At 69.7% G+C, this 22,402-nt stretch carries 25 protein-coding genes; 9 read left to right on the top strand and 16 right to left on the bottom strand.

Annotated features, from left to right (window positions below):
- Nucleotides 1-27 precede the first annotated feature (27 nt).
- Nucleotides 28-1,164 carry a DUF4037 domain-containing protein gene (locus ABH927_RS01500; RefSeq protein WP_370017580.1) on the top strand — a complete coding sequence of 379 codons (1,137 nt, stop codon included), beginning with the start codon at nucleotides 28-30 and terminating at the stop codon, nucleotides 1,162-1,164.
- 56 nt (nucleotides 1,165-1,220) lie between these two features.
- Here the strand turns inward: ABH927_RS01500 and ABH927_RS01495 are convergent, their stop codons facing one another.
- From ABH927_RS01495 to ABH927_RS01485, 3 genes are all read right to left on the bottom strand, one after another.
- Nucleotides 1,221-1,952: an HAD family hydrolase gene (locus ABH927_RS01495; protein WP_370017579.1), complete on the bottom strand. Its 732-nt coding sequence runs from the start codon at nucleotides 1,950-1,952 to the stop codon at nucleotides 1,221-1,223.
- Between the two features lie 207 nt (nucleotides 1,953-2,159).
- Nucleotides 2,160-2,918 carry a MerR family transcriptional regulator gene (locus ABH927_RS01490; RefSeq protein ID WP_370017578.1) on the bottom strand — a complete coding sequence of 253 codons (759 nt, stop codon included), beginning with the start codon at nucleotides 2,916-2,918 and terminating at the stop codon, nucleotides 2,160-2,162.
- 179 nt (nucleotides 2,919-3,097) lie between these two features.
- Entirely contained in the window at nucleotides 3,098-3,817 is a 720-nt protein-coding gene (locus ABH927_RS01485) for an NAD-dependent deacetylase (protein WP_370017577.1), read from the bottom strand.
- A 135-nt stretch (nucleotides 3,818-3,952) separates the two neighbouring features.
- On the opposite strand from ABH927_RS01485, the gene nagA reads away from it, so the two are divergent.
- Entirely contained in the window at nucleotides 3,953-5,122 is a 1,170-nt protein-coding gene (gene nagA / locus ABH927_RS01480; RefSeq protein WP_370017576.1) for an N-acetylglucosamine-6-phosphate deacetylase, read from the top strand.
- A 23-nt stretch (nucleotides 5,123-5,145) separates the two neighbouring features.
- Here the strand turns inward: nagA and ABH927_RS01475 are convergent, their stop codons facing one another.
- Nucleotides 5,146-6,195: a tyrosine-type recombinase/integrase gene (locus ABH927_RS01475; RefSeq protein ID WP_370017575.1), complete on the bottom strand. Its 1,050-nt coding sequence runs from the start codon at nucleotides 6,193-6,195 to the stop codon at nucleotides 5,146-5,148.
- A gap of 305 nt (nucleotides 6,196-6,500) precedes the next feature.
- Here ABH927_RS01475 and ABH927_RS01470 point away from each other — a divergent pair, with 305 nt between their 5' ends.
- On the top strand, nucleotides 6,501-7,109 hold the full coding sequence (locus ABH927_RS01470) for a transglutaminase domain-containing protein (protein ID WP_370017574.1): 609 nt from the start codon (nucleotides 6,501-6,503) through the stop codon (nucleotides 7,107-7,109).
- A gap of 32 nt (nucleotides 7,110-7,141) precedes the next feature.
- On the opposite strand, the gene ABH927_RS01465 is transcribed toward ABH927_RS01470, so the two are convergent.
- The 4 genes from ABH927_RS01465 to ABH927_RS01450 form a co-directional block, all read right to left on the bottom strand.
- The gene (locus ABH927_RS01465; protein WP_370017573.1) at nucleotides 7,142-8,206 is read right to left on the bottom strand and encodes a cobalamin-independent methionine synthase II family protein; all 1,065 of its coding nucleotides are present in this window, start codon (nucleotides 8,204-8,206) and stop codon (nucleotides 7,142-7,144) included.
- Between the two features lie 242 nt (nucleotides 8,207-8,448).
- Entirely contained in the window at nucleotides 8,449-8,904 is a 456-nt protein-coding gene (locus ABH927_RS01460) for a ribosomal protein L7/L12 (RefSeq protein WP_370017572.1), read from the bottom strand.
- A gap of 639 nt (nucleotides 8,905-9,543) precedes the next feature.
- A complete protein-coding gene (locus tag ABH927_RS01455; RefSeq protein WP_370017571.1) occupies nucleotides 9,544-10,626 on the bottom strand; it encodes a diacylglycerol kinase family protein in 1,083 nt (360 codons plus the stop codon).
- Between the two features lie 74 nt (nucleotides 10,627-10,700).
- Nucleotides 10,701-11,108, bottom strand: coding sequence for a DUF3224 domain-containing protein (locus ABH927_RS01450; RefSeq protein WP_370017570.1), 408 nt, complete (start codon nucleotides 11,106-11,108; stop codon nucleotides 10,701-10,703).
- A gap of 194 nt (nucleotides 11,109-11,302) precedes the next feature.
- Here ABH927_RS01450 and ABH927_RS01445 point away from each other — a divergent pair, with 194 nt between their 5' ends.
- Together ABH927_RS01445 and ABH927_RS01440 are read left to right on the top strand one after the other, a co-directional pair.
- Nucleotides 11,303-11,488, top strand: coding sequence for a hypothetical protein (locus ABH927_RS01445; protein WP_370017569.1), 186 nt, complete (start codon nucleotides 11,303-11,305; stop codon nucleotides 11,486-11,488).
- 167 nt (nucleotides 11,489-11,655) lie between these two features.
- Complete coding sequence (locus ABH927_RS01440; RefSeq protein WP_370017568.1) at nucleotides 11,656-12,465, top strand: ATP-binding protein; 810 nt, start codon at nucleotides 11,656-11,658, stop codon at nucleotides 12,463-12,465.
- 60 nt (nucleotides 12,466-12,525) lie between these two features.
- Here ABH927_RS01440 and ABH927_RS01435 read toward each other — a convergent pair whose 3' ends face one another.
- The 4 genes from ABH927_RS01435 to ABH927_RS01420 all read right to left on the bottom strand — a co-directional run bounded on the left by ABH927_RS01435 (nucleotide 12,526) and on the right by ABH927_RS01420 (nucleotide 16,684).
- Nucleotides 12,526-14,073, bottom strand: coding sequence for an MFS transporter (locus ABH927_RS01435; RefSeq protein ID WP_370017567.1), 1,548 nt, complete (start codon nucleotides 14,071-14,073; stop codon nucleotides 12,526-12,528).
- A gap of 598 nt (nucleotides 14,074-14,671) precedes the next feature.
- Nucleotides 14,672-15,421 carry an SRPBCC domain-containing protein gene (locus ABH927_RS01430; protein ID WP_370017566.1) on the bottom strand — a complete coding sequence of 250 codons (750 nt, stop codon included), beginning with the start codon at nucleotides 15,419-15,421 and terminating at the stop codon, nucleotides 14,672-14,674.
- Nucleotide 15,422: 1 nt separating this feature from the next.
- Nucleotides 15,423-16,034 (bottom strand): helix-turn-helix domain-containing protein, encoded by a 612-nt coding sequence (locus ABH927_RS01425; protein ID WP_370017565.1) that lies wholly within the window; start codon nucleotides 16,032-16,034, stop codon nucleotides 15,423-15,425.
- A 200-nt stretch (nucleotides 16,035-16,234) separates the two neighbouring features.
- Complete coding sequence (locus ABH927_RS01420; RefSeq protein ID WP_370017564.1) at nucleotides 16,235-16,684, bottom strand: universal stress protein; 450 nt, start codon at nucleotides 16,682-16,684, stop codon at nucleotides 16,235-16,237.
- Nucleotides 16,685-16,796: 112 nt separating this feature from the next.
- On the opposite strand from ABH927_RS01420, the gene ABH927_RS01415 reads away from it, so the two are divergent.
- The 4 genes from ABH927_RS01415 to ABH927_RS01400 all read left to right on the top strand — a co-directional run bounded on the left by ABH927_RS01415 (nucleotide 16,797) and on the right by ABH927_RS01400 (nucleotide 20,328).
- The gene (locus tag ABH927_RS01415; protein WP_370017563.1) at nucleotides 16,797-17,732 is read left to right on the top strand and encodes an ABC transporter ATP-binding protein; all 936 of its coding nucleotides are present in this window, start codon (nucleotides 16,797-16,799) and stop codon (nucleotides 17,730-17,732) included.
- Between the two features lies 1 nt (nucleotide 17,733).
- The gene (locus ABH927_RS01410) at nucleotides 17,734-18,504 is read left to right on the top strand and encodes an ABC transporter permease (RefSeq protein WP_370017562.1); all 771 of its coding nucleotides are present in this window, start codon (nucleotides 17,734-17,736) and stop codon (nucleotides 18,502-18,504) included.
- The gene (locus ABH927_RS01405; RefSeq protein ID WP_370017561.1) at nucleotides 18,504-19,304 is read left to right on the top strand and encodes an ABC transporter permease; all 801 of its coding nucleotides are present in this window, start codon (nucleotides 18,504-18,506) and stop codon (nucleotides 19,302-19,304) included. The genes ABH927_RS01410 and ABH927_RS01405 overlap by 1 nt, the downstream gene beginning before the upstream one ends.
- A 292-nt stretch (nucleotides 19,305-19,596) precedes the next feature.
- A complete protein-coding gene (locus tag ABH927_RS01400; protein WP_370017560.1) occupies nucleotides 19,597-20,328 on the top strand; it encodes a DUF2786 domain-containing protein in 732 nt (243 codons plus the stop codon).
- Between the two features lie 124 nt (nucleotides 20,329-20,452).
- Here the strand turns inward: ABH927_RS01400 and ABH927_RS01395 are convergent, their stop codons facing one another.
- The 4 genes from ABH927_RS01395 to ABH927_RS01380 all read right to left on the bottom strand — a co-directional run bounded on the left by ABH927_RS01395 (nucleotide 20,453) and on the right by ABH927_RS01380 (nucleotide 22,390).
- Nucleotides 20,453-20,851, bottom strand: a complete 399-nt coding sequence (locus ABH927_RS01395; RefSeq protein WP_370017559.1) for a VOC family protein — start codon at nucleotides 20,849-20,851, stop codon at nucleotides 20,453-20,455.
- A gap of 102 nt (nucleotides 20,852-20,953) precedes the next feature.
- Entirely contained in the window at nucleotides 20,954-21,277 is a 324-nt protein-coding gene (locus ABH927_RS01390) for a DUF952 domain-containing protein (RefSeq protein WP_370017558.1), read from the bottom strand.
- 16 nt (nucleotides 21,278-21,293) lie between these two features.
- Nucleotides 21,294-22,025 (bottom strand): TetR/AcrR family transcriptional regulator, encoded by a 732-nt coding sequence (locus ABH927_RS01385; protein ID WP_370017557.1) that lies wholly within the window; start codon nucleotides 22,023-22,025, stop codon nucleotides 21,294-21,296.
- A 41-nt stretch (nucleotides 22,026-22,066) separates the two neighbouring features.
- The gene (locus ABH927_RS01380; protein WP_370017556.1) at nucleotides 22,067-22,390 is read right to left on the bottom strand and encodes a multidrug efflux SMR transporter; all 324 of its coding nucleotides are present in this window, start codon (nucleotides 22,388-22,390) and stop codon (nucleotides 22,067-22,069) included.
- Nucleotides 22,391-22,402: the final 12 nt, after the last annotated feature.

Below are 22,402 nucleotides of genomic sequence, written 5' to 3'. Positions count from 1 at the left end.
TCGCCGTACGGCCCGCGCGTCGTGGCGGTGAGGGAGCTGAGGCGCGTCGCCGAGGTGGTGGACGCCTCGGGCGACGACGATCTGTCGGGACGAAAACCAGGTGCCTCGGGGGCCGTGCCCAGGCACAGTGGCTGGGTGATGTCCCATTTCGTCCCAGGCCTGGAGTTATCGCGCTCCTACTACCACGAGGTCGTGCGACCGCTGCTCGATGGAGTGCCGCACGATGCGGCGCTGATCGGGCAGGGCTCGGACGTGCTCGGATTCGACACCGAACGGTCGGCCGATCACGACTGGGGGCCACGGGCGCTGATCTTCGTGCCGCCTGAGCTGGTCGGCGACCTGACGACCCGGGTGTCGTCGCGGCTGCCGGCGGTGTTCCGGGGCTACCCGACCGCCTTCGGCTCCGACCGCGATCCCGTGAGGTGCGGCGTCGTCGTCGCCGATTTCGGCCGCTGGGCGCACGAGCAGCTCGGATTCGACCCGCGCGGCGCGATCACCGTCGGTGACTGGCTCGGCGTCCCCTGGCAGCGGCTGGGGGAGGTGACCGGTGGCGAGGTCTTCCACGACGGCCTCCGTGAGCTGGAGACGGCGCGGGAAAGGCTGCGCTGGTATCCGGACGACCTGTGGAGGTACGTCCTGGCCTGCCAGTGGGTTCGCATCGCACAGGAGGAGAGCTTCCCCGGCCGTGCCGGGGAGGTGGGGGACGATCTCGGGTCGCTGCTGGCCACCGGCCGTCTGGTGCGTGACCTCATGCGGCTGTCGCTTCTCATGCGGCGGCGCTACCCGCCGTACACCAAGTGGCTGGGCAGCGCGTTCCGCCGGCTGGGCGGCTCGGCCGAGCTGGGAGTGGCCCTGGGTCAGGCCATGCGGGGCCACGACTGGCGGGAACGCGAGCTGCACTTGTCCACGGCCTACAAGCTGGTCGCCGGGACGCACAACCGGCTCCGGCTGACCGGCCCGCTGGACCCGTCGGTCCGGCCGTACTTCGACCGGCCGTTCAAGGTCATCGGGGGGCGCCGCTTCGCCGACGCGCTGATCGCCTCCATCGGCGACGCGGCGATTGGGGACTTGCCGGTCACCGGCGCCGTGGACCAGTTCGCCGACAGCGCCGACGTCCTCACCGACGTCGGCCGGTCCCGTTCCCTGGCGCGGGCCATACGCTGACGAGCTGTTCGAGCTGTTCGAACGGCCCGCGCTTCCGGGCGGGCCGGCAGGGAGGATTACGCGGCTTCGGACGGGCGGTTCGCCGGCTGCCGCTGGAGCGCGCTCAGCAGGTCCGGCAGCTCGCACAGCGTGGTGATCTTGATGACGGATTCGGGCGCGGGCTCGCTCCGGTAGCGGTCCAGCCATACGCCGTGCATCCCGACCTTGGTGGGGCCGACCGCGTCGAGCATGAGGTTGTCGCCGACCAGCAGCACCTCGTCCGGCCGCAGGCCCAGCTTGGCCGCCGCCGCGAGGTAGCACTCCGGGGCCGGCTTGAAGTTCCCGCCCAGCGAGTCGGGCGTCAGGACCGGCTCCAGGCGGTCCATCAGCCCGATCCGGCGGAGCTTGGCCTCCTGCTGGACCGGCACGCCGTTGGTGAGCACGCCCAAAATCAGGCCGGTACCGCCCAGGACGTCGATGACCTCCGCGGCGTCGGGGAACGCCGCCCAGGCGTCCTCGTAGTGCACGAGGAAGCCGGCGTAGGCCGCGTCGAGATCGCCGGGGCTCGGCAGGCCGAGCCGCCCGCAGAACTCCCGCAGCCGCCTGCGCCGCTGCTCGGCGAACGAGCACTCACCGGCGTGCCAGGCGGGCAGGTGCTTGTGCTCCAGGTCGAGCCAGAGCGCCGGGGTCTCCATCAGCAGCTGATGGCCCGGGGAGACCGACTCGGTCCAGCAGGTCGCGGCGTACGCCACCGCCCTGCGATGATCGAAAAGGGTCTCGTCGAGGTCGAACAGAATGGCCCTGATCACGAACCCATCGTGGCTACTGGGTGTTTCAGCCACGTTTCACGCGCATAAAAGGCCCAGCCATTTGACTCCACAGCCTTACTCCGGCCGCCCGCACCATGACTGCGGGCACGCGCTCGCCACCCAACCCCGCGTGCGGCCGGACGCGCGGAGATCGCGGCGCCGACCGACTTTCGCCGGATCCGCCGGCGAGCGCTTCCTCAGAAGGGCTCAGGCGCGGCGGTCCGCGTTGGCGTGGATGGCGTCACGGACATACGCCGCCAGCCCCTCGGCGACCGTCTCATAGTTGGCCGCGAACCGGGGGTCGGCCACGTACATGTCGCCCAGCCCCTTGTGGATCTCGTAGGAGCAGTCATAGAACCACCGGCTGATGTGCTCCCGGTGCCGCTCGGCCGCTTCCACCGCCCGCTCGCTCCCCACGGGGAGCCCCGCCTCGAACGCCTCGGTGAACCCCCGCATCACCTCCGCCCCTTCGTCCTTGATCCGCAGCCAGTCGTCCTTCGTGTACGCGGCCGTACGACGGCGGCTCTGTTCGAACGCGTCGCTGCCGCCCCACCGCTCCTCCGCCTCCTGCGCGTGCTCATCCGGATCGAAGTCGCCGAACACCTCGAACCGCTCCTCCGGTGTCAGGGAAATCCCCATCGTCTGTGCCTCCATCGCCAGTTCGACCGCCGCCACCATCGACTGGAGCCTGGCGATCCGCTGCCGCAGCAACTCGTGCTGGCGGCGCAGATGCGTCAACGGGCCCGCGCCGGGCTCGTCCAGGATGGCGGCGATCTCTTCCAGGGAGAACCCGAGCTCACGGTAGAACAGCACCTGCTGCAGCCGGTCGAGGTCAGGCTCCGTATAACGCCGGTATCCCGCGACTGTCCGCTCGCTGGGCGTCAGCAGGCCGATCTCGTCGTAGTGGTGCAGCGTCCGCACCGTCACCCCGGCGAAAGCGGCCACCTGCCCGACCGAGTAGCCCATGGTCTCCCTCCCTTCCGCGACTCAGCCTGCCGCCTCCCGCTACGTGAGGGTCAAGCCGGATTGAGACCGTCAAGCGTCGAGCACCACCAGTTCCAGCCGCCCAAGGTGCTGGGGGGTCCGCGAGCAGGGCAAACTCGGCGATCTTCCCGTCCCTGATCGTGAAGCCGAAGACGCGGCAATCAGGCCGGCTGAAGCCGCGCGGCCAACCGGGGGAGCGCCTCACTGATCGGCTCGTGGATCACCTCGTCCGCCAGGCCGTCGTACGGCGTCGGCTCGCCGTTCACGATGATCAGCCGGGCGCCGCCCTCGACCGCGATCCGCACGAGCGACGCGGCGGGCTGCACCTGGAGCGACGTGCCGACCACGACGAACAGCTCGCAGTCCCCGGCCGCCTCGGCGGCCCCGCCCAGCACGCCGGGATCGAGAGCCTGACCGAACATCACCGTGGCGGTCTTCAGGATGCCGCCGCACGCCAGGCACGCCGGGTCACCATCTCCCGCCAGGACCCGGTCGATCGCCTCCCGCGTCGCCGACCGCGCCCCGCACGCCGTGCACACCGCGCCGAACATGTTCCCGTGCAACTCCAGCACCCGATCCGGCGGCGACCCCGCCCGCTGGTGCAGGCCGTCCACGTTCTGCGTGACGATCCACACATCCACGCCCGCGGCGGCCAGCTCCGCGAGGGCGCGATGACCCGCGTTCGGCTCGGCCTTCCACGCCGGATTGTCCCGGCGGAACAGCCACGAGCGCCGCCTGATCTCCGGGTCGCTCATGTAGTAGTCGTACGTCACGAGTTTCTCGTGGTCGGGGTCCTTGCGCCACAGCCCGCTCGGCCCCCGATAGTCAGGAATGCCGGACTCGGTGGAGATCCCCGCGCCCGTCAGCACGGTCACCTTCATTCCAGGATCGTACGCACTCCGAGTGGATCAAACGTGGATCAACGCCCGGATGGACTCTCCCACCGGGGGAGAACCCATCTTCCGTCGGCCGGTCCGCGCAACCTGAACGCGGAACCCTTTGCTACGGTCCGGGCTGTGGTGGTCATCGCGAACGCACGCGTCGTCACTCCCCGGCGGGTGCTGGATCCGGGCTGGATCGTCATCGAGGCAGACACGATCATCGGTGTGGGGCGCGGCGATCCGCCTCCCACAGCCGACGGCCCCGTCCATGACCTCGGCGGCAGGTTCGTCCTGCCCGGATTCATCGACCTGCACATGCACGGCGGGGGTGGGGCGCAGATCACCACCGACGACCCGGAGGAGATCCTCACCGCGGTCGCCTTCCACCGCCGGCACGGCACCACGAGCACCCTCGCGAGCCTGGTCACCGACCAGATCGACCGGATGGCGGCGTCGGTCGCGACCATCGCGCGGATCATCCGCTCCGGTGACCACCGCCGCGGAAGAATCGTGGGCGTGCACCTGGAGGGCCCATTCCTCAACGCCGCGAAGAAGGGGTCACACCACAGCGAATACCTCCTCGATCCGGACCCGGCGGCGCTGAGGCACCTGATCGAGGCCGGAGACGGCACCGTACGCGTGGTTACACTCGCCCCCGAGCTGCCCGGCGGCATGGACCTGCTGCGCCAGGTCACCGCGGCGGGGGCGATCGCGGCGGTTGGGCACACCGAGGCCGGCTACGGCCAGGCGCGCGACGCCTTCGCGGCCGGAGCGCGGCTGGCCACCCACCTGTTCAACGCCATGCGGCACTTCCACCACCGTGACCCGGGACCGGCGGGCGCCGCGCTGGCGGACGACAACGTCATCTGCGAGCTCATCAACGACGGTGTCCACGTGCACGAGGAGGCGGTCAGGCTCGCCGTCGGCGCTGCCGGACCGGATCGGATCGCGTTCGTAACCGACGCGACCCCCGCCGCGGGAATGACCAGTGGCGCCTACCAGCTGGGCCCCGTGCCCGTTTTCGCCGCCGACGGAACCGTGAAGCTCTCCGACGGCACCCTCGCCGGCTCCACCCTCACCATGGACGCCGCCGTACGGCACGCAGTGCGGCGCATCGGCATTCCCATCGTGGACGCGGCGGTCGCGGCCTCCACCACACCCGCCCACCTGCTCGGCATCTCCGGCCGGACGGGTGCGGTCCAGCCCGGTAAAGACGCCGACCTGGTCGTCCTCAGCGAGACGCTGCACGTGGAGGCGCTGATCGCGAGCGGAGAGGTGGTCCACGGCGGCCTGCCCACGCCGTGACACAGCCACGGGAACGTCCGGCATCACTCCTGCGGCGGACCGCCTTCCGCCGGCCGGCCGCCCGTGGCCCGGCGCTCCTCCTTGCCGCGCAGCAGGGGATGCCACCGCATCGCCACCTCGAGCTCCCCGGGAAGCTCGTCGCGGTAACGGCCCAGGGTGGACAGATCGCTGTGCCCGAGGACCCTGCGCACCGCGTCCATGTCCGTGCCGTCCGCCAGCAGATGCGTGGCGGTCGTGTGCCGCAGCCCATGGGGAGTGACGCCGCGCCGCCGCCCGGGCTCGACCCGCTGCTGCACCCGGTCGATCACACCCTGGACGTCGCCGCGGGCGAGCCTGCGGCCACGCCACGACAGCAGCAGCGCCTTCTCCTGGCTCGCCGCCCGCACCGTGAGATAGGCGTCGAGCACCTCGGCCACATCATGGGGGAGCGGGACGTCCCTCGTCTTCCCGCCCTTGCCGAAGATCCGCCAGTAGCGGACCCCGTCGTTGGTGTAGAAGTCCTCCACGTTGGCCCTGACCAGCTCCGACACCCTCGGCCCGAGCGTGGCGAGCAACAACACGATCAGCGCGTCGCGAACGTCGGTCCGCTGGTCCCGCCTGCGGGGAGGCTCGGCGGCGGGGGAGCGGGCGGCCCCGATCAGGCCCTCGGCCTGCTCCTTCGTGAGCGCGCGGCGCTCGGCCCGCAGGCCGCCGCGTTCCTTGGCGGTCACCGACGCGGCCGCCATCGGGTTCAGCTGCACCCAGCCGGCCGACGCCGCATGCTTGAACAGCGCCGACACCGACCGGCGGAACCGGGCCTGCGACGCGGCGCTCTGCGGCCTGCCGCCGGGCTCCTTGCGGCGCTCGTCAGGCTTACGGGCGAACGCCAGCAGCACCACGTCGACGTCCTCCCCGGTCAGATCGTCCAGCACCCTGCCCGGACCGGCCAGCCGTACGAACGTGGCGACGTCGCGGGCGTACACCTCGGCGGTCGCGGGGGAGAGGGCCCCCGTCACCGTCTTCGCCCGGACCAGGTCCACGTAACGATCGGCGGCCTCCTCCACGGTGAGGCGGTTCAACTGTGCAGGCAGCATGATCAACACCGTATCGGGAGCCACCGACATTCACACCCCCGCCGCATCCCCGTCCCCGAGCGCGAAGCCCAGGGGAGCGGCCACTTGAAAACGATGGCGGGGCCGGGGCGAGTCGGTAGCAATCCGTGACCGGCTCTTCGCATCGGCGAACACGGCGAAGTCATTCGGTCGATCAAGGCCAAAGGTACGCTTGTGGAATGCCCCCGATTTCACCATCACGGTGTCGTCGCGCCACCGTCCTCCGCCGTGCAACGGTCAAGGGAGGATTGGCGGCCACGCCTATCCTCGACTGGAGGCACCCTCGGGTGCTGGCGCTGGTGGCCGCAGTCGAGGACATGAGTGCAGGGGAGGGCCGGGATCGCCTGATCACGGCTCATCGGCTCATCGCCGCAAGGGTGCGCCCGGCGTACGCCATGAACGAAACGCAGCCTATCTCCAGGACGCTAATCCTGGAGCGTGGGTCGTGCAGCCAGCGGTTGGCGCTTTTGGAAGCCGTGTCACGGGCGAGTGGGATCTCCAGCCGGGTCAGGGGATTACTGGTGGACGGCCGTTTCTGGTATCCACGCTTTCCTCGGCTGCGGGTGCTGATCCCGCGACGGGTGATACTCGCCTGGCCGGAGTTTCTGCTTGACGATCAGTGGGTGGCCGTCTCGGAGCTTTACGGCGGCCTGGACACTTTGCGGGCGGGAGGTGTGTTCACCAACACTGGCAGCGAGACGCTCTTCGACGCGGTTGCCCGAACCGCTGTGGACTGGGACGGCGTCACATGCTCGTCATGCGATCTGTCGAGTCATGTGCTGGCTGACCTGGGTTATTTCGACTCCCGTGATGCCCTGTTCAAGGCGCATGGTCAGACCTTGTGCCTGCCGGTCCGCATGACCGCCGACTTCGTCATGAGCCGTCGCGCAGCCTGAAGTTCTGAGGATCACGGGACCCGACCTAGGTGTTAGAGGTCCAATGCCTCGGCGGCGAGCGCGGTGCCCTCCAAGCGGGCCGCGATCTTGGCGAACGCGATCTCGCGCGAAGTGGAGGTGTCGTCGGCGAAAGGGGAGAACCCGCAGTCGTCACAGGTGCCCAACTGCTCGGCGGGGAGATGGCGGGCGGCCTGGAGCACCCGGTCACGTACCTGCTCGGGCGTCTCGATCCGCGGGTCGATCGGATCGGTGACGCCGATGAAGACCCGCGCCTCCGGGGGCAGGTTCTCACCGATGATGTCCAGCACTCGAGCAGGGTCGGGCTCGCTGGCGAGCTGGATGTAGAAGTTACCCGCCCGCAGGCCGAAGAGCCTGGGCAGCAGATCAGCGTAGTCGACGTCCAGGCTGTGGGTGGAGTCGCGGTCGCCGCCCGGGCAGGTGTGCACGCCGATCCGTGCACGCTCCGCCGCGCTGAACTGCTCGAGCACCTGGTTGTTGAGGGCGATGAACTCTTCCAGCAGCCCGCCGCTGGGATCGAGCTTCAGCGACAGCCGTCCTTCGGTGAAGTCGAGCTGGACCACGTGCGCGCCCGCGTCCAGGCAGCCGCGGATGTCCGCCGCGGCCTCGGCGATCAGGTCCTCGATGAACGCCTTGCGCGGATAGTCCTCGATGCCACCGGCCGGATACAACAGGCTCAGCGCCGACGGGGCGATGACCGCCTGCTTGAGCGGCAGGCGGGTGTGGCGCCGGGCGGCCCGCACGTAGGTTTCCGCGTGCACCCCGTAGCGGAACGGACCGGCCACCAGTCGCGGCAGCTGCCGGGTGTGGCCGTCCGCGAAGGGGATGACGGCACCATCGGGGGCCAGACCGTCCAGCCCGGCGATCGGGTAGGTGGCGAAGCTCGGTTTGGACTGCTCGCCGTCAACGAGTACGGGGCACCCGATCCGCTCGAGCCGCGCAATCGTGTCAGCGACCGCCTCGACCTGGGCCGCGGCCAGCTCGTCGTCTCCGATGCGGCCTGCAGCGTGGTCGGCCAGCGCAGCGAGCAGAGCAGGAGGTCGGGGGATGCTGCCGATAGGTTCGGTAGGAATGCCCATACCGCGAGCGTAGATAACGATCCGCCGGTGATCAATGCCCGGCGGACGCCTGCGGGAGCCGGCCATGCCGACGTCGCCGCCGGTCTGTCCGGGATCCCCGCCGGGCACCCGGCACGACGGAGCCGCCGTTCCTCGCCTGCCTGCGTCACGGAGCTCTGGCCAAGTTTCCTGTCGCGTCTCAGTGAATCAGCCGAACAATAATTCGATACCGGACAGAATTCACCTTCTGTCCGGTATCGCGCTTATAAGGCGTCTATGAATGCTTCAGCTTCGGATTGTCCCATTCCGGTTTCGCCGCGGACGAGGAACACCGCCTGTTCGGTACGGCCCGCGGCCTTGAGTTCACGGGCGCGGGAGGCGAGGTCGGGACGGGCGGGGTCGCCGGTCGGGGCGGTCGGGATGACCCGTCCGGACGCGAGGGCTTCGGCCAGGCTTTTCGCCTCCTTGAGCCCCAGGCCTGTTTCCTCCCGGATGACCTTGATCGCCTCTATCTTCCTGCCGGCCACGTAGAGATGCCGTACATGGTTCTGCAGATCGGCGGAGACGGGCGGCGGGAGCGTCGCGCTGCGCCAGGCGAGCCGCGTGCTGGGACGCGCGCCGGCGCGGGCGGCCAAGAACACCACCAAGACCAGGCCCAGGAAGATCAGGCCGACCAATCCAACGATGAGAAGCTCTGTCACGCCGAGGCCACCGAACATGCCGTGATCGTACGGCCTGTGGCCCCACAATGGTGATCACTTGCGGCTTGCGTCCGTCTTCCATGCCTCCGGACGTCCGGGACGCACCTTCGGAACGACCGTCGTCCGCGTGCGTGATACGGCGTCTTTCCTGGCGATCCGAACCCAGTTCGCGGTGTCACCTGAATGCTTGATAAGGAACATTATGTCAAGTAATCGTGAGAGGGGCTCCGTCCGATCGGCGCTTCGTCAACGATAGACGCGAGTGGCCCAGTCCTTGAAGACAGGCTGGCTGTCGCGCAATACAAGGAGACGCGGCAGGCAGTCATAGCGGCGCTTTTGACGAGAACCGGCCGGCTCGGTTGGTTCGGATCGGCCGCGAGTACGGCATGGGCTTCAACAAGCTGGATCGTCGAACGCCGTTCATCGAGACCGAGGAACGCGAGGAACTCTATGTCGCCCTCAACGTCATCGTGTGCGACGCCGAAGCCACCCTCGGCCTGGACCTAGACCCGGCGAGAGAAAGCCTGGCCGCAGGCATGGACGCCGTCGCGACTGGTAGCCGGCGAGGTCCCGTCGTCGGTACTCCCCCGGCATTTCGGGTGTCACCGCTTCCCCTCCCCCCTCGGCCCGTGCCGACTCCCCCGCCCCAGGCGGCCGTCATCCCTGGTCGGCGGGGTTGTCCGGCAGGCAGAGGGTGATGCCGCGCGGCACGACCTTGATCTTGACGCGCTTGACCTCTCCGCGCGCCCCGCCGTCCAGCTCGTACGCCATGGGGGTGCCGAGCTTGACGGAGATCTTGCGGGCCCGGGTGACGCGGACGAACGGGGAGTCCTCGGCGCGCCCGGCGCTCATGCGTCCGAGGGCGCGCGCCCACTGGATGGGGCCTTCGGCGGTGGAGACCCCGACCTCCAGCCAGCCGTCGTCGGGGCGGGCCTCGTCGAAGACCTCGACACCGCCGGTGATGGTGCCGACGTTGCCGACGAGCACGCAGCTGGCGTCCCCTTCGAACCAGTCTGTATCGTCGATCTTGATTTTCATGGGCGTGACGGCGCCGCCGACGTGGCGAAGGCCGGTCCAGACGTAGGCGAGACGCCCGAGGCGGTCCTTCAGGCCCCGGTCGGCGTCGGCGATCATCTCGGCGTCGAATCCCACGCCGGCCATGACGGCGAAATGCTCACCGTTGATTTTGCCGAGGTCGAGCTTGGCGCGGCGGCCCTGGAAGCCGATCCGTACGGCCTCGGGCAGGTCCTCCGGGATGCCGAGGTTGCGGGCGAGGAGGTTGGCCGTTCCCGCGGGGATGATGGCGACCGTGGCGTCGGTGCCGGCGAGCGCGTCGACGCAGCGCTGGACGGAGCCGTCGCCGCCCCACACGAAGATCAGGTCCGCGCCCTTCTTGAGGGCTTCGCGGGCCTTCTTCGGGGCTTTCTTGCTCTTCGGCACCTCGTACCACAGCAGGTCGCCGACCTCGTGGTCCGCGATCACCTTGCGCAGCTCGTCGAGCCCGCCGCCGAGCGACTTCTTGCGGTGGGCGATGACCGCGACGCGTGGAGCCTTGCCGTGGCCGGCCCGCGCGCGGGGCGCGGTCTCGGCGTGGCGCCCGGCGGCCGGGTCACCCACCGACTGTGCGGTGGCCGGTCGCCCGTCGGCCGGACCCTTGGCCGGTCCGGCGTCCGGATCTGGAGTGGTCGTGTGCTCGGTGGCCGGGTCGTCGGCGGCCTGTCGATCAGCGGGAGACAGCATGCGGCACAGCTACCCACCGTTAGGCGAGTTAGGCGTGCCGCCAGATCATCCCCGGGCCGCGGCCGTCGGGCCGATCACTCGGGCGAGTCCTGCAGTTCGTAGTCCAGGATGAAGACGTGGCTGCCGTCTTCGTGGCGCTCGATCCTGCCTTCGCCCCGCAGCCCGGACAACTCCCCCGTCCCGGATGTGGGAACGATCTGCCACCGCATCCACTGGGCGCCGTCGCCGCCGCCCGCACTGTGCTGCAAGACGAAGGTGCCCTTTCGGCCGCCGAGGGCGCCGTCGACGTGCTCGATGCCGACGTACGCCACAGGGCCGGCCGCCGTGGCGACGGTCAGGATCTGGGTGGTGCTGGTGCCTTCAAGGTCGCCGTGGAACGCCTTGGTGATCAGGACCCGGCCCACCGTCGCGCCTTCCCGCTCCTCCGTGGCGAGCTCGTTCCAGCCGGTGATGTCAAAGGTGCCTGTCGCGTGGTTCGTCATGTCCCCACCTTGGCGTGCGTTCCTGCCATCCTCTGTCAGGTAGTGGCGGGTCAGGGCTTCCCTTCGAGGAGCACGGCCATGCCGTCGAGGAGGCGTTTCAGCCCGAACTCGACCAGATCGTCCGCTTAGAGATCGCCCACGTGGGGCTCCTCCGCTGAACGGTCCCCCGTGTGGTCGCCAGCCGGTTCCTTGGCTTGTTCCTTGGGTTCGCCGGCTCGCTGAGAAGGCCGCAGCGGGCCGGGGCCGTACGCGCGGACATCGGCGAGGCGGAGCTGATCGCACTGCTGATCGGCGCGTCGCGGGCCGCCGAGCACGCGGAACCGGAAGTCCGGAGCCGGATGCTCGACATCGTGTTCGATGGGCTGCGGTCGCGTAGGTGACGTGCGGGTAATTCCGGAAAGAAACTTATCTGAATGCTGCGAACCGCCTTACTTTGCCGCGAGTCATGACGGATGATCGGAGGTATGCGCTTTCCCCGACCAGCCGTTCGCGTCGTGTACGGCCGAGCCGTCCGGGTGGTCCGGGCTGTTCGAGGACTGCCTCGGGGATGCTGACTTCTCCTTTCCCCTCCCATGAGGACCGGAGGGCCGCTGACAAGGTGTTCGGCTCCGCCGCGACCGCTCCCAGGCGGGCCAGGGCCTTCGTCAGATGCCAGCTCGGCAGATGGGAGCTGCCGCAGCTCGTCGACACGGCCGAACTGCTGGCGTCGGAGCTGGTGACGAACGCGGTGCAGGCCACGAACGCCGTGTCCAGCGTTCCGATCGCCTCGTCGATGTTCCCCGTGACGCTGCACATGGTGGCGCTGCGGCTGAGCCTGTCGTCGGGGCCGCGCAGGTTGTTCATTGAGGTGTGGGACGGTAGCGACCGCGAACCGGTTCCCGCCGAGAGCGGGGAATGGGACGAAGGCGGCCGCGGGCTCACACTGGTGGGCAGCCTGGCGACGAAGTGGGGACACTACACGGCTCCTGACCGGGGGAAGATCGTGTGGTGCGAGCTCGCCGTCCCACTCCCCCGCACGCCGCACTCCGTTACGGGACCGCCGCCCAGCTTTGGCGCCAAGGGCCTCGGCGCCCTCGATTCGCTCGAGTTCTTGGAGTCGCCGGATTTCTTGGAGCCGCTCGGGTCGTTGGAGTCGTTGGGGCGCCCCGGCGTACTTGGGGCCGCCGCCGGTGGGCCGCATGCGTCGCTGCCGAGGCGGATGCGGCGCAATCCTCCGGGCAGGCGGTCCGACGGCCCTGACGAGACCACACTGCTCCGCGTCCTGGAGGGGCTGCGCAATCTCGACTTCTCCGGCAGTGCGCAGCGATCCGACAGTGCGCAGCGATCCGGCACTTTGCGGCAAGAGGACCGCGACTGAACCGGCGCCGGGAACAGCCCGATGCCGCCCGCGACGCCGCTCCTGATTCCCAGTCGCGGATCAGCGTGCCGGCGGGGCAGGCTGTGCGGGCAGGCTGCTGTTGCGGAGCCCGGCCGCCGCGATGACGAGGCCGATGAAGACGACGGCTCCGACGCCGCCGACGACGTTCAGGCCGCTGGTGAAGGCGGCCCGTGCGCCGTCGAGCAGGGCGGTGCCGAGCTGGCCGGGCAGCTGCGCTGCCGCGGTCACCGCCGCGGTGATGCTCTCGCGGGCGATGTCGGCCACGTGGGCGGGCACGCCCGCGGGGACGGTGTCGGCGAGCTGGCTGCGGTAGATGACGGTGCCGAGGGTGCCGAGGGAGGCCACGCCGAGGGCGACGCCGAATTCCCCGCCGGTCTCCATGATGGACGCCGCCGATCCGGCCTTCTCCGGAGGCGCGGACCCGATGATGAGGTTGACCACCAGTGCCATCGGGAGCGCGATGCCTCCGGCGGCGAGGACGAGCCCGGTGACCAGCACGCCGATGCCGCCGACGCTGTGGACCTGGGTGAGCAGGAGGAGTCCGGTGCCGCCGATGGCCAGGCCGATCGCCATGATGTACGCCGGGTTGAGGCGGCGGGCGAAGACCGGGGACAGCAGGGATCCGAGGACCATGGCGACGTTCTGCGGGATCAGCCAGAGCCCGGCCTTCAGCGGGGAGAGTCCGACGACCATCTGCAGGTAGAGGGCCGACAGCAGCGAGGCGCCGGCCATGACGATCCCGCTGAGCAGCATGATGGCCAGGGAGGTGCTGAAACCGCGGTTGGTGAAAAGGCGCAGGTCGAGCAGCGGGCTGGACAGCCCGCGCTGCCGCCGGGCGAACAGCAGTCCGAAGACGACGCCGGCGACGATGGCCGTGACGGGTATGACCTGCCAGCCGTGCCTGGCGGCCTCCTTCAGGCCGTAGATGATCGGCAGGATCGCGGCGAGCGACAGGGCCACGCTGGTCAGGTCGAGCCTGCCGGCGCTGGAGTCGCGGTACTCCGGCAGCATCGCCGGGCCGATCACGAGGAGCAGCACCATGAACGGCACGCCGAGCAGGAACGCCGAGCCCCACCAGAAGTGCTCCAGGAGCAGTCCGCCGACCAGAGGGCCGAGGGTCATGCCGCCCATGAAGCAGCTGAACCACACGGCGAAGCCGATGGCCATCTGCTGCGGGTTCTTGAACATGTTTCTGATGAGGGCCATGGTCGAGGGGCCAAGCATGGCTCCGGCGATGCCGAGCAGCGCGCGCGTGGCGATGAGCATCCCGGGGCTGGTGGAGGAGGCGGCCGCCACCGAGGCGGCGCCGAACAGGACCGCGCCGATCAGCAGGAGCTTGCGGCGGCCGATGCGGTCCCCCAGCGTGCCCATCGTCACGAGGAATCCCGCGAGCATGAACGAGTAGATGTCCATGATCCACAGCTGCTGGGTGGAGTCGGCTCCGAGGCCTGCGCTGAGGTGGGGCAGGGCCAGGTACAGCACGCTGACGTCCAGGGACAGCAGCAGGGTCGGCAGGGCCAGCACGGCCAGCCCGATCCACTCCCGTCGTCCGGCCCGTGGGCCGGCGGCGAGAGTCGTCGCAGTCATTTGGAACTCCCTATGGTGGGCTACGGATGATGGTTGATTCCTGGTGGTGAGCCGCGCGCGGGCGATGTGTGAGTGCGCACGGCCGGGCGGCCGGGCCGTACGGAACCTCTGCGGTGGCTTTTTCGCCGATCTCTCGCCGATCTTTCGCGGGTTTGCTGCTTCGGCGTTTTCGCGGGTTGCGCGGGGTTTCGCTGGTTTTCGGCGGGGTCCGACGGGACCGATCCGGTTCGCCGGGGTGTGGTGGCGGCTCTCGGAGCCGTAAGGCGGCGTCGCGAGCTCTGCGGACTGTCACCCGGTCGCCGGGCCCGGCTCGGGTGATGCGCGGGTTGTCGCGTAGCCGTGGCGGGGCTTTGCCGGGAGTGGCTCGTTGGCGGGGCCTGGTGGGGGGGTCCTGATAGCCCCGCCAACGAGGTTTGTGGGCGGCCGCACCGCGTGTCGGGACACGGGCGGACATCGTCCGGTGTGACCGGCCTGGCCGGCTGTGGCGGCCTGGTCTGGTCTGGTCGGACGTGTCCGGGTCCGGCGCGGTGGGGCCGCGTGCGATGGCCGCTCGACGGTTGGTTGTTGCGCGGTGTTGCGCGGTGTTGTTGTGCGGCGGTTAGGCGAGGGAGCGGGCGAACCAGGTCTGCCAGGCCTGCTCGATCTCCTTCTCGTCCGCGTCGGCGGAGAAGGTGTGCTGCTCCACGAAGACCATGTCCTGGTATCCGTGGCCGAGGGTGAGCAGGGCGTCGGTCGTGCGGGCGATGAGGAACTCGCGGGAGTCGGTGAACTCCACGACCCCGGTCGACACCGGCAGCCCCTCGACCGTGAGCCGCACCTTGTCCCCTGGGACGACCGTGCCGGTCAGCCCGAGCGCGTCCCCGAACGCCGCCCAGACGCGCTCCTTGTCGGTGAGCTGGGGGCCGGGGAGGAACAGGTTGAACGCCGAGGTCCGGCCGGGGAAGTGCTTGAGGTACGTGGCGAGCTTCTTGAGGTAGATGGCGTCGCCCTTGGACAGCGCGTCGTACTCCGCTTCCCAGTTGTCGCCGAGGAAGCCGTTGTGGACGAACCGGAGCACGGTGCTGCCCCCGTCGCGGGCCTCGATCAGATATTCGAACGCCATGAACGTCCCGTCGGGGTTCTCGACTCCCCGGTAGGCCAGGTGCTTGGACGGCTCCCAGGCGGTGACGGTGGACTCGCTGGTGACGCCCATGAGGGTCATCCGGACCGCGCCGCCCTCGACGGGATCGACCTCGTTGCGTCCCATGAACCAGGAGTCGATTCCCGGTCCCTTGGCGATCGCGTCCCACACCTGCTCGGGCGTGGCCTCCAAGACGATCTCCTCGTGGACTTCGAACTCGTGCGGCATATCAGAACTCCTTGGTTTCGTTCTGGGGCGTGTCGTGGGTGATGCTCGGGTGGACGGCGACGATCACGCGGTGGTCGCGCCCGCCTTCGGCGGTCTCGTCGTGATATTTGCTGACCAGCGTGGCGACCGCGTTGGCCAGTTCCTCGGCGAAGGCGGCGCGATCGGCGGCCGAGGCGAAGCGGACCTCGCCGTCCAGGGCGAACGTCGCGACTCTCTTCTTGGCCTTGGACGCGCCGGTGATGAGGGCGCCCACATCGCGGACGAGCTGGGAGGCCACGGCGAGCAGCCAGCGCGCCGACAGATGGTCCGGTGAGTGGCCGGGGTCGGGGGCCACGGCGGCGAGCGCGGTCGGCGAGATCACGTAGGACGCCGCCGTGGCGCGCATCACCCGCTCGGTGACGTTGCCCTTGCGGCGCTCCTCCACCAGCTCGACGAGCCCGTGCTGCTCTAGGGTCTTGAGGTGGTAGTTGACCTTCTGCCGCGCCAGGCCGACCTTAGCGGCCAGCATCGTGGCCGACGCCGGCTCGGCCAGCTCGGCCAGCAGCCGGGCCCGCACCGGGTCCAGCGAGACCTCGGCCGCGGCCGGGTCCTCGATCACCGCCACTTCGAACATGTCTTCAACCCTTTCACCGACAAGAGTTATTGTCAAGACTTTAGAAGTCGTCGGCGGGATCGGTTCGAGCGGCTCAGGGCGCGCGGAGCCCGCCAGCCGTCCGTAGGGAACGGGGGGCTGGGAACGGGGGGTGGTGCCGTACGACGGGGAGCGGGCAGCTTGGTGGGGCCGGTTCGGTGCGACCGGCGCGGCCGTACGGCTTAGGGGACGACGGTGACGGGCCAGCGGCCGGCGCGGACGAGGCGGACCGCGACCGAGCCGATCAGGCGGTGCCCCGCTTGTGCGGAGGCGCCCACGACCACGGCGTCGGCTCTGACCTCGTCGGCCACCCGGCCCAGGGCGGCCGACGCGTCGCCGTGCTCGGTCCGGAAGGTGTACCGGACCGGGCTTGCGCTGGACTTCGCGAACTGGGCGATCCGTTCGCGCAGCTCGGTCGCCACCTGCTCCCCCGCCGCGATGGCGGACGCCGACGCGTCGGGCAGCAGGGCGCTGAGCGTTCCGGGGTCGGTGACGTGGACGAGGATCACCTCGGAGCCCTGGCGGCGGGCGAGCCCCCAGGCGTAGGCGGCGGCGCGGAGCGAGTTGTCGGAGCCGTCGACGCCGACGACGATGACCTTGGGACCATCCGTGCCCAGCTCAAAGGCGCTCATGTTCGCGAGCCTATGGCCGCCCCGCTCGCGGCCCGATCTCAGGGGGTGCCGGCCGTACAGGCTGAATAATCGCTTGCGGAAATGTCGGGGCCGTTCGTTAGTGTCTCGACACGTGGCTGACCAACCTTTGATTTTCGCTCGTGGCCTGGTCAAACGCTTCGGAGACTTCACCGCCGTCGACGGGATCGACCTGGAGGTGGCGCCCGGGGAGGCGTTCGGCTTCCTGGGGCCCAACGGGGCGGGGAAGTCCTCGACCATGCGGATGATCGGATGCGTGTCGGCGCCCACCTCTGGCGAGTTGCGGATCCTCGGGATGGATCCGGTGCGTGACGGCGCCGCGATCCGGGCCCGGCTGGGGGTGTGCCCGCAGCTCGACAACCTCGATCCCGACCTGACTGTCCGGGAGAACCTCACGACCTACGCGCGCTACTTCGGGCTGTCGAGGGCGGAGGGCCGCGAGCGGGCCGACGAGCTGCTGGAGTTCGTGCAGCTGTCCGATCGCGCCAACGGGAAGGTCGAGCCGCTGTCGGGCGGCATGAAGCGGCGCCTGACCATCGCGCGCGCGATGGTGAACGAGCCCGACCTGGTGCTGCTCGACGAGCCGACCACGGGCCTCGACCCGCAGGCCCGCCACCTGCTGTGGGAGCGGCTGTTCAGGCTGAAGCAGCGCGGGACGACGCTGGTGCTGACGACGCATTACATGGACGAGGCCGAGCAGCTGTGCGACCGGCTCGTCGTCATGGACGGCGGGAAGATCGTCGCCGAGGGGTCGCCGCGCTCGCTCATCCAGACCTACTCCACGGCCGAGGTGGTCGAGCTGCGCTTCCCGGACGGGCTGGACGGCAACGCCGGTTACGCGGCCAAGCTCGACGGGGTGGGTGAGCGGGTCGACCCGCTGCCCGACCGGGTGCTCGTCTACGCCGACGACGGGGATTCGGCCGTGGCCGAGGTGCACCGGCGAGGCCTCGTGCCCGCGAGCGTGCTCGTGCGCCGCTCTACGTTGGAGGACGTGTTCCTCCACCTGACCGGCCGGACGCTGGTGGACTGACATGACCGCTGGAGCTGTGCATCCCACGGTCGCCGTGCTGGAGCGTCACCTGACCCTCTACCGGCGGTTGTGGCAGGCGTCGGTGTTCTCGTCGTTCATCCTTCCGGTGCTGTTCCTCGTCAGCATCGGCATCGGTGTGGGGCGATATGTCGGATCCATTCAAGATGCCGATTACCTGTCGTGGATCGTGCCGGGCGTGCTCGCCTCGACCGCCTTTCAGATCGCCGTCGGCGAGTCGACCTTCTCGGTGCTGGGCGACTTCAAGTGGGTGCGGGGCTACCACGCGATGCGCGCGACGCCGGTACGGCCGGCCGACATGGTCGGCGGGCACCTGCTGTACCTGGTGTTCCGGGTCGAGGGGACCGTTCTCGCGTTCCTGCTGGTCGTGGTGTTTTTCGGTGGGCTCCACTCGCCGTGGGCGCTCGTCACCCCGCTCGTGTGCGCTCTGCTGACGGTGGCGGCGGCCGCGCCGGTGACCGCGTTCGCCGCCAGCATCGACCATGACAGCTACTTCGCGCTGCTGTTCCGGTTCGTGGTGATCCCCTCGACGCTGTTCGCGGGCGTGTTCTTCCCCGTGGATCAGCTCCCGGCGGTGGTGCGGCCCTTGGCGTACGCGTCGCCACTGTGGCACGCGGTCGAGCTGTGCCGGGCGGCCACGCTCGGGCGGGTGCCGGCCTGGCCGGTCGCCGCGCATGTCGGATATCTGCTCGCCTGCTCGGCCGTGGGTGTTCTCCTGGCCACCAGGGCGTTCCACCGGAGGTTGGAAGACTGATGATGACCACGCTGGTGGCGTCCCGGGTCTCGCCCGGCCGGGTGAGCGCCGTGATCAGCCGCAATGTGGGTGCGCTGCGCTCCGGACCGTCCTACTGGATCGTCCTGGTGTCCGGGTTCTTCGAGCCCCTGCTGTACCTGCTGTCGATCGGCGTCGGAGTCGGCGCGCTGGTCGGTAACCTGACGGTCGGCGAGCGGACCATGTCGTATGCGTCGTTCGTGGCCCCCGCGATGCTGGCGGTGTCCGCGATGTCGGGCGCGCTGGCCGAGACGACGTTCAACTTCTTCTTCAAGTTGAAGTATATGAAGACGTTCGAGGCGGTGCTGGCCACTCCGGTGCGGCCGATCGAGGTCGCGATCGGCGAGCTCACCTGGGCGATGATCCGCGGCTCGCTCTACACCGGGATCTTCCTGTGCGTCATGGTGGCGCTGCGGCTGACGACGCCCGGCTGGGCGCTCGCGGCCTTCCCCGCCACCGCGCTCGTCGGGCTGGCCTTCGGGGCGGTCGGCATGTGGGTCAGCACGCTCATGCGCGGCTGGCAGGACTTCGACCTGATGACCACGGGCCAGTTCGCGCTGTTCCTGTTCTCCGGCACCTTCTCCCCCGTGCAGAACTATCCGCTGGGGGTGGAGATCCTGATCCAGCTGACGCCGCTCTACCACGCGGTCGAGCTGGTACGCGGCCTGTCCACCGGTGTCCTTGGGGTGGGTCTGCTCGGCCATGCCGCCTATCTGGCCGTCATGGCCGTGGGCGGGCTGTGGCTGGCCGCCCGGCGAATGGAGAAGAGGCTGTGCGTCTGAGTCCCGTTCCGCGCAGGCCGGCGCGTGGCGGGCTGAGGTTGAAATGGTTACGGCTCCCGTGGATGCGGGAGCCGTAACCATTTGGGTAACGGCTTCGCGAGGACATGGCAGGCGAAGTGGGGGATCGCTCCCGAGCGGCCGTCGACGATCGTAACGGTCCGATACGGATGCGTAACTGTCGGTGGCAGGCCGTACCGTTGCGTCTGACGCCGGTCGGTGGTGGCCGGCGCCCTGTCGCCCGACCGGCGTCAGACGGCGGCGCTGTCGGGTCCGCATGGAAGGGATGGCCTGGATGACCGAGATCCCCAAGATCCCCGAGCGCAAGCTCGAACTGGTGCGCAAGCTGCTGGCGGTGGCCGAGCATCCCAACACCAGTGAGACCGAGGCGGCCATCTACCTGGAGAGAGCCTGCGGCATCATGGCCGCCTACGGCATCGAGCAGGCCATGCTGGCGGATGCTGGGAAGGTGGCCGACGAGGTCGGGTGCGTCACAATCCGGGTCGGCAACCCCTACCAGCCGGACCGGCGGACCCTGCTCGCCGGTGTGGCGGCCGCGCTGCGTTGCCAGTCGATCTACCGCAAGATCGGCCAGGTGTCGGAGGTGCAGGTCGTCGGCTATGAGTCCGACCTGGCCCTCGTTGAGATGCTGTTCACCTCGCTGTGCCTCCAGATGGCGTCGGGAGTGCTGCGGGTCGCCGCGCCGCCCGGGCACACGACGATCAGCTATCGCAAGAGCTGGATGGCCGGATACGTGAACCGGGTCTGCGAACGGCTGCGCGCCGCCGAGCGTAGAGCGGCCCAAGAGGCGGAGCCGGTCACCGGCCGGTCGACCGATCTGGTGCTGCTCGACCGCAGGGCCGAGGTGAGCCGCGTGTACCAGCAGATGTTCCCCCAGGTTCGCAGGGCGGGGCGGCGGGCGCTCTCGGACTGGTCCGGCTGGTCCAGCGGCCGGGCCGCCGGAGACCGCGCCGACCTCGGAGGCACCCGCCTCGGCGCCCGCTCCCGATCCGCTCTCGGCTCCTGACCGCACCGGCATGCCATCGCAGAGCGTGAGTGGGCTCACCCTCGTCCACGTGTGATTGTCTGCGCCGAGCACACGAGCCCCGGCCACGCGACCCGGCGGCCGGGGCACTGGCCGGAGGCGGCGCTCAGGTGGTGGGCAATGCCGCGAAGAGCTCGACGCTGTTGCCGTCCGGGTCGTGCACGATCGCGTACCGCTGACCCCAGAACGCGTCCCAGGGTTGCCGGTGCCCCTCATAACCCGCGCCGACGAGGTCGGCGTAGACGCGGTCCACCTCGGCGGGGTCGTCACAGCGGAAGGCGAGCCCGATCCGGGGACTCCCGCTGGGTGGCGTCCAGCCGGGGTCGAAGGAACGGACGGTCTCAGCGGTGTCCCAAGCGAGCCGCAGCCCGCCGGGCAGAGCCACCTCGACATGCGGCTCGGTGTCGGCGCTCGCCGGGATGTTCAGGCCCAGGCGGCGGTAGAACGCCAGTGACTTGCTCAGGTCGGCCACCACGAGGCCGATCAGATCGAAGGAAGGTGCCATGGATCCCACGCTAGGGGCTTCGCCGTACCGTCGTCTTGAACGAATCGGACACCTCACGAACCTGAGGGGACCGCCCCGACAGAACCGCGAGGCACCGGACAATCAGACAGGAACGGTGAACGGGGTGACGGCGACGACGGCTGTCACGGGGACGGGGCCGTAGATATGCGGGAACGCCTCGCTCGTCCCCTCGGGAACCTCATACTTCACCGGGCATCCCAGCCGGGCCTCGTCGATCGTCAGGAGCACCAGTCGCTCGGTGACGTGGCGGTAGAAACGCCGCGCGACGCCCTCGGCCTGCTCCAGGTCGGCGGAGGCGTGGATGAACCCTTCCTCCTCCAGCGTCCGGCCCAGGGTGGACACCCGGTATTCGCCCGTATTCTCCGCCTCGGCCCAGTCGTCGGCCAGCGCGAGGTGCACAATCATGGCTCGACCTTACGGCTCAGCTGATCGCCTTGAGCGCGCGGGCCACCACATCCCTGGCCCGCTCCCGCCCTTCCGGGCGCGCTTCCACGACATCCTCCAGCCAGAGGCCCGACAGCAGGGTGGTGACGAAGCGGACCTCGGAGCGCCCGCAGGCGTAGCCCGCCCGCCCGAGCACGGACGCGACGATCTCCTCACAGCCGTCCGTCCACTTGCGGGCGATGCCCTGCAGAGCGGGGTCGCGGCCCGCCTGCAGATAGAGCTCCCACAGGCCGAGCTGTCTCGGCCGGTCGTGCGCGTAGGCGTCGGCCAGCACCTGGGCGAGCCGCTCTGGCGAGCGGTCTCGCATGGCGTTGAGGGAGGCGCGCATCTGGGTGAGCTCCCGGTCCACCAGCAGGCCGAACGCCTGGGCGACCAGTTCGTCGCGGGAGGAGAAGTAGTACGTCGTCGCCGCGAGCGGGATCCCGGCCCGCTGGGCGACCGCCCGGTGTGTCACCGCCGCGAAGCCGCCTTCGGCGAGTAGCGCGACCGCCGCGTCCAGCAACGCCCCCCGGCGGCGCAGCGCCCGTTCCTGCCGACGCCGTCCGGGAGCCGCCGGATCCCCGCCGACCGCCTCACGCGCTGTCGCGCCGTCCGGCCCATTGCCTGCCTCGGGACCCGCCGTACGGACAGGCTCCGTGGCCCGCCCCCTGCCCGGGTCACGGACCGGCGTGCCGGGCGGTACGGGCGGCGAGTTGGCCTGTTCGGGCACGGCCCGGTTCCTTCGCTGTGCATCCATATCGCGACGCCGTATCAGTGTGACCCCGCCAGGTTGAGCACCACGACACCACAGATGATCAGCACGATACCGGCGACTTTGGTGAGGTTCATCCCCTCGCCGAGGAACAGCGTGCCGATGAGGGCGATCGCCGCGGTGCCGATGCCCGCCCACACCGCGTAGGCGATGCCGACCGGCATCTGCAGCTTCAGAGCCCAGGCCAGCAGGATGAACGAGGCGACGTATCCGGCGACGACCACCACGGTCCAGGCGACATGAGACAACCCGTCGCTCAGCTTCAGGGCGGAGGTGGCCAGGACCTCCGAGGCGATCGCGGCGGCGAGCAAGAGCCAGGCCATGGGGATCCTCCA

Origin of the sequence: Planotetraspora sp. GP83, assembly GCF_041262585.1 — a bacterium.
Classification (GTDB): domain Bacteria; phylum Actinomycetota; class Actinomycetes; order Streptosporangiales; family Streptosporangiaceae; genus JAOEGB01.
Note: the sequence above shows the minus strand (reverse complement) of the source record. Positions and strands in the feature narration are given on the sequence as shown.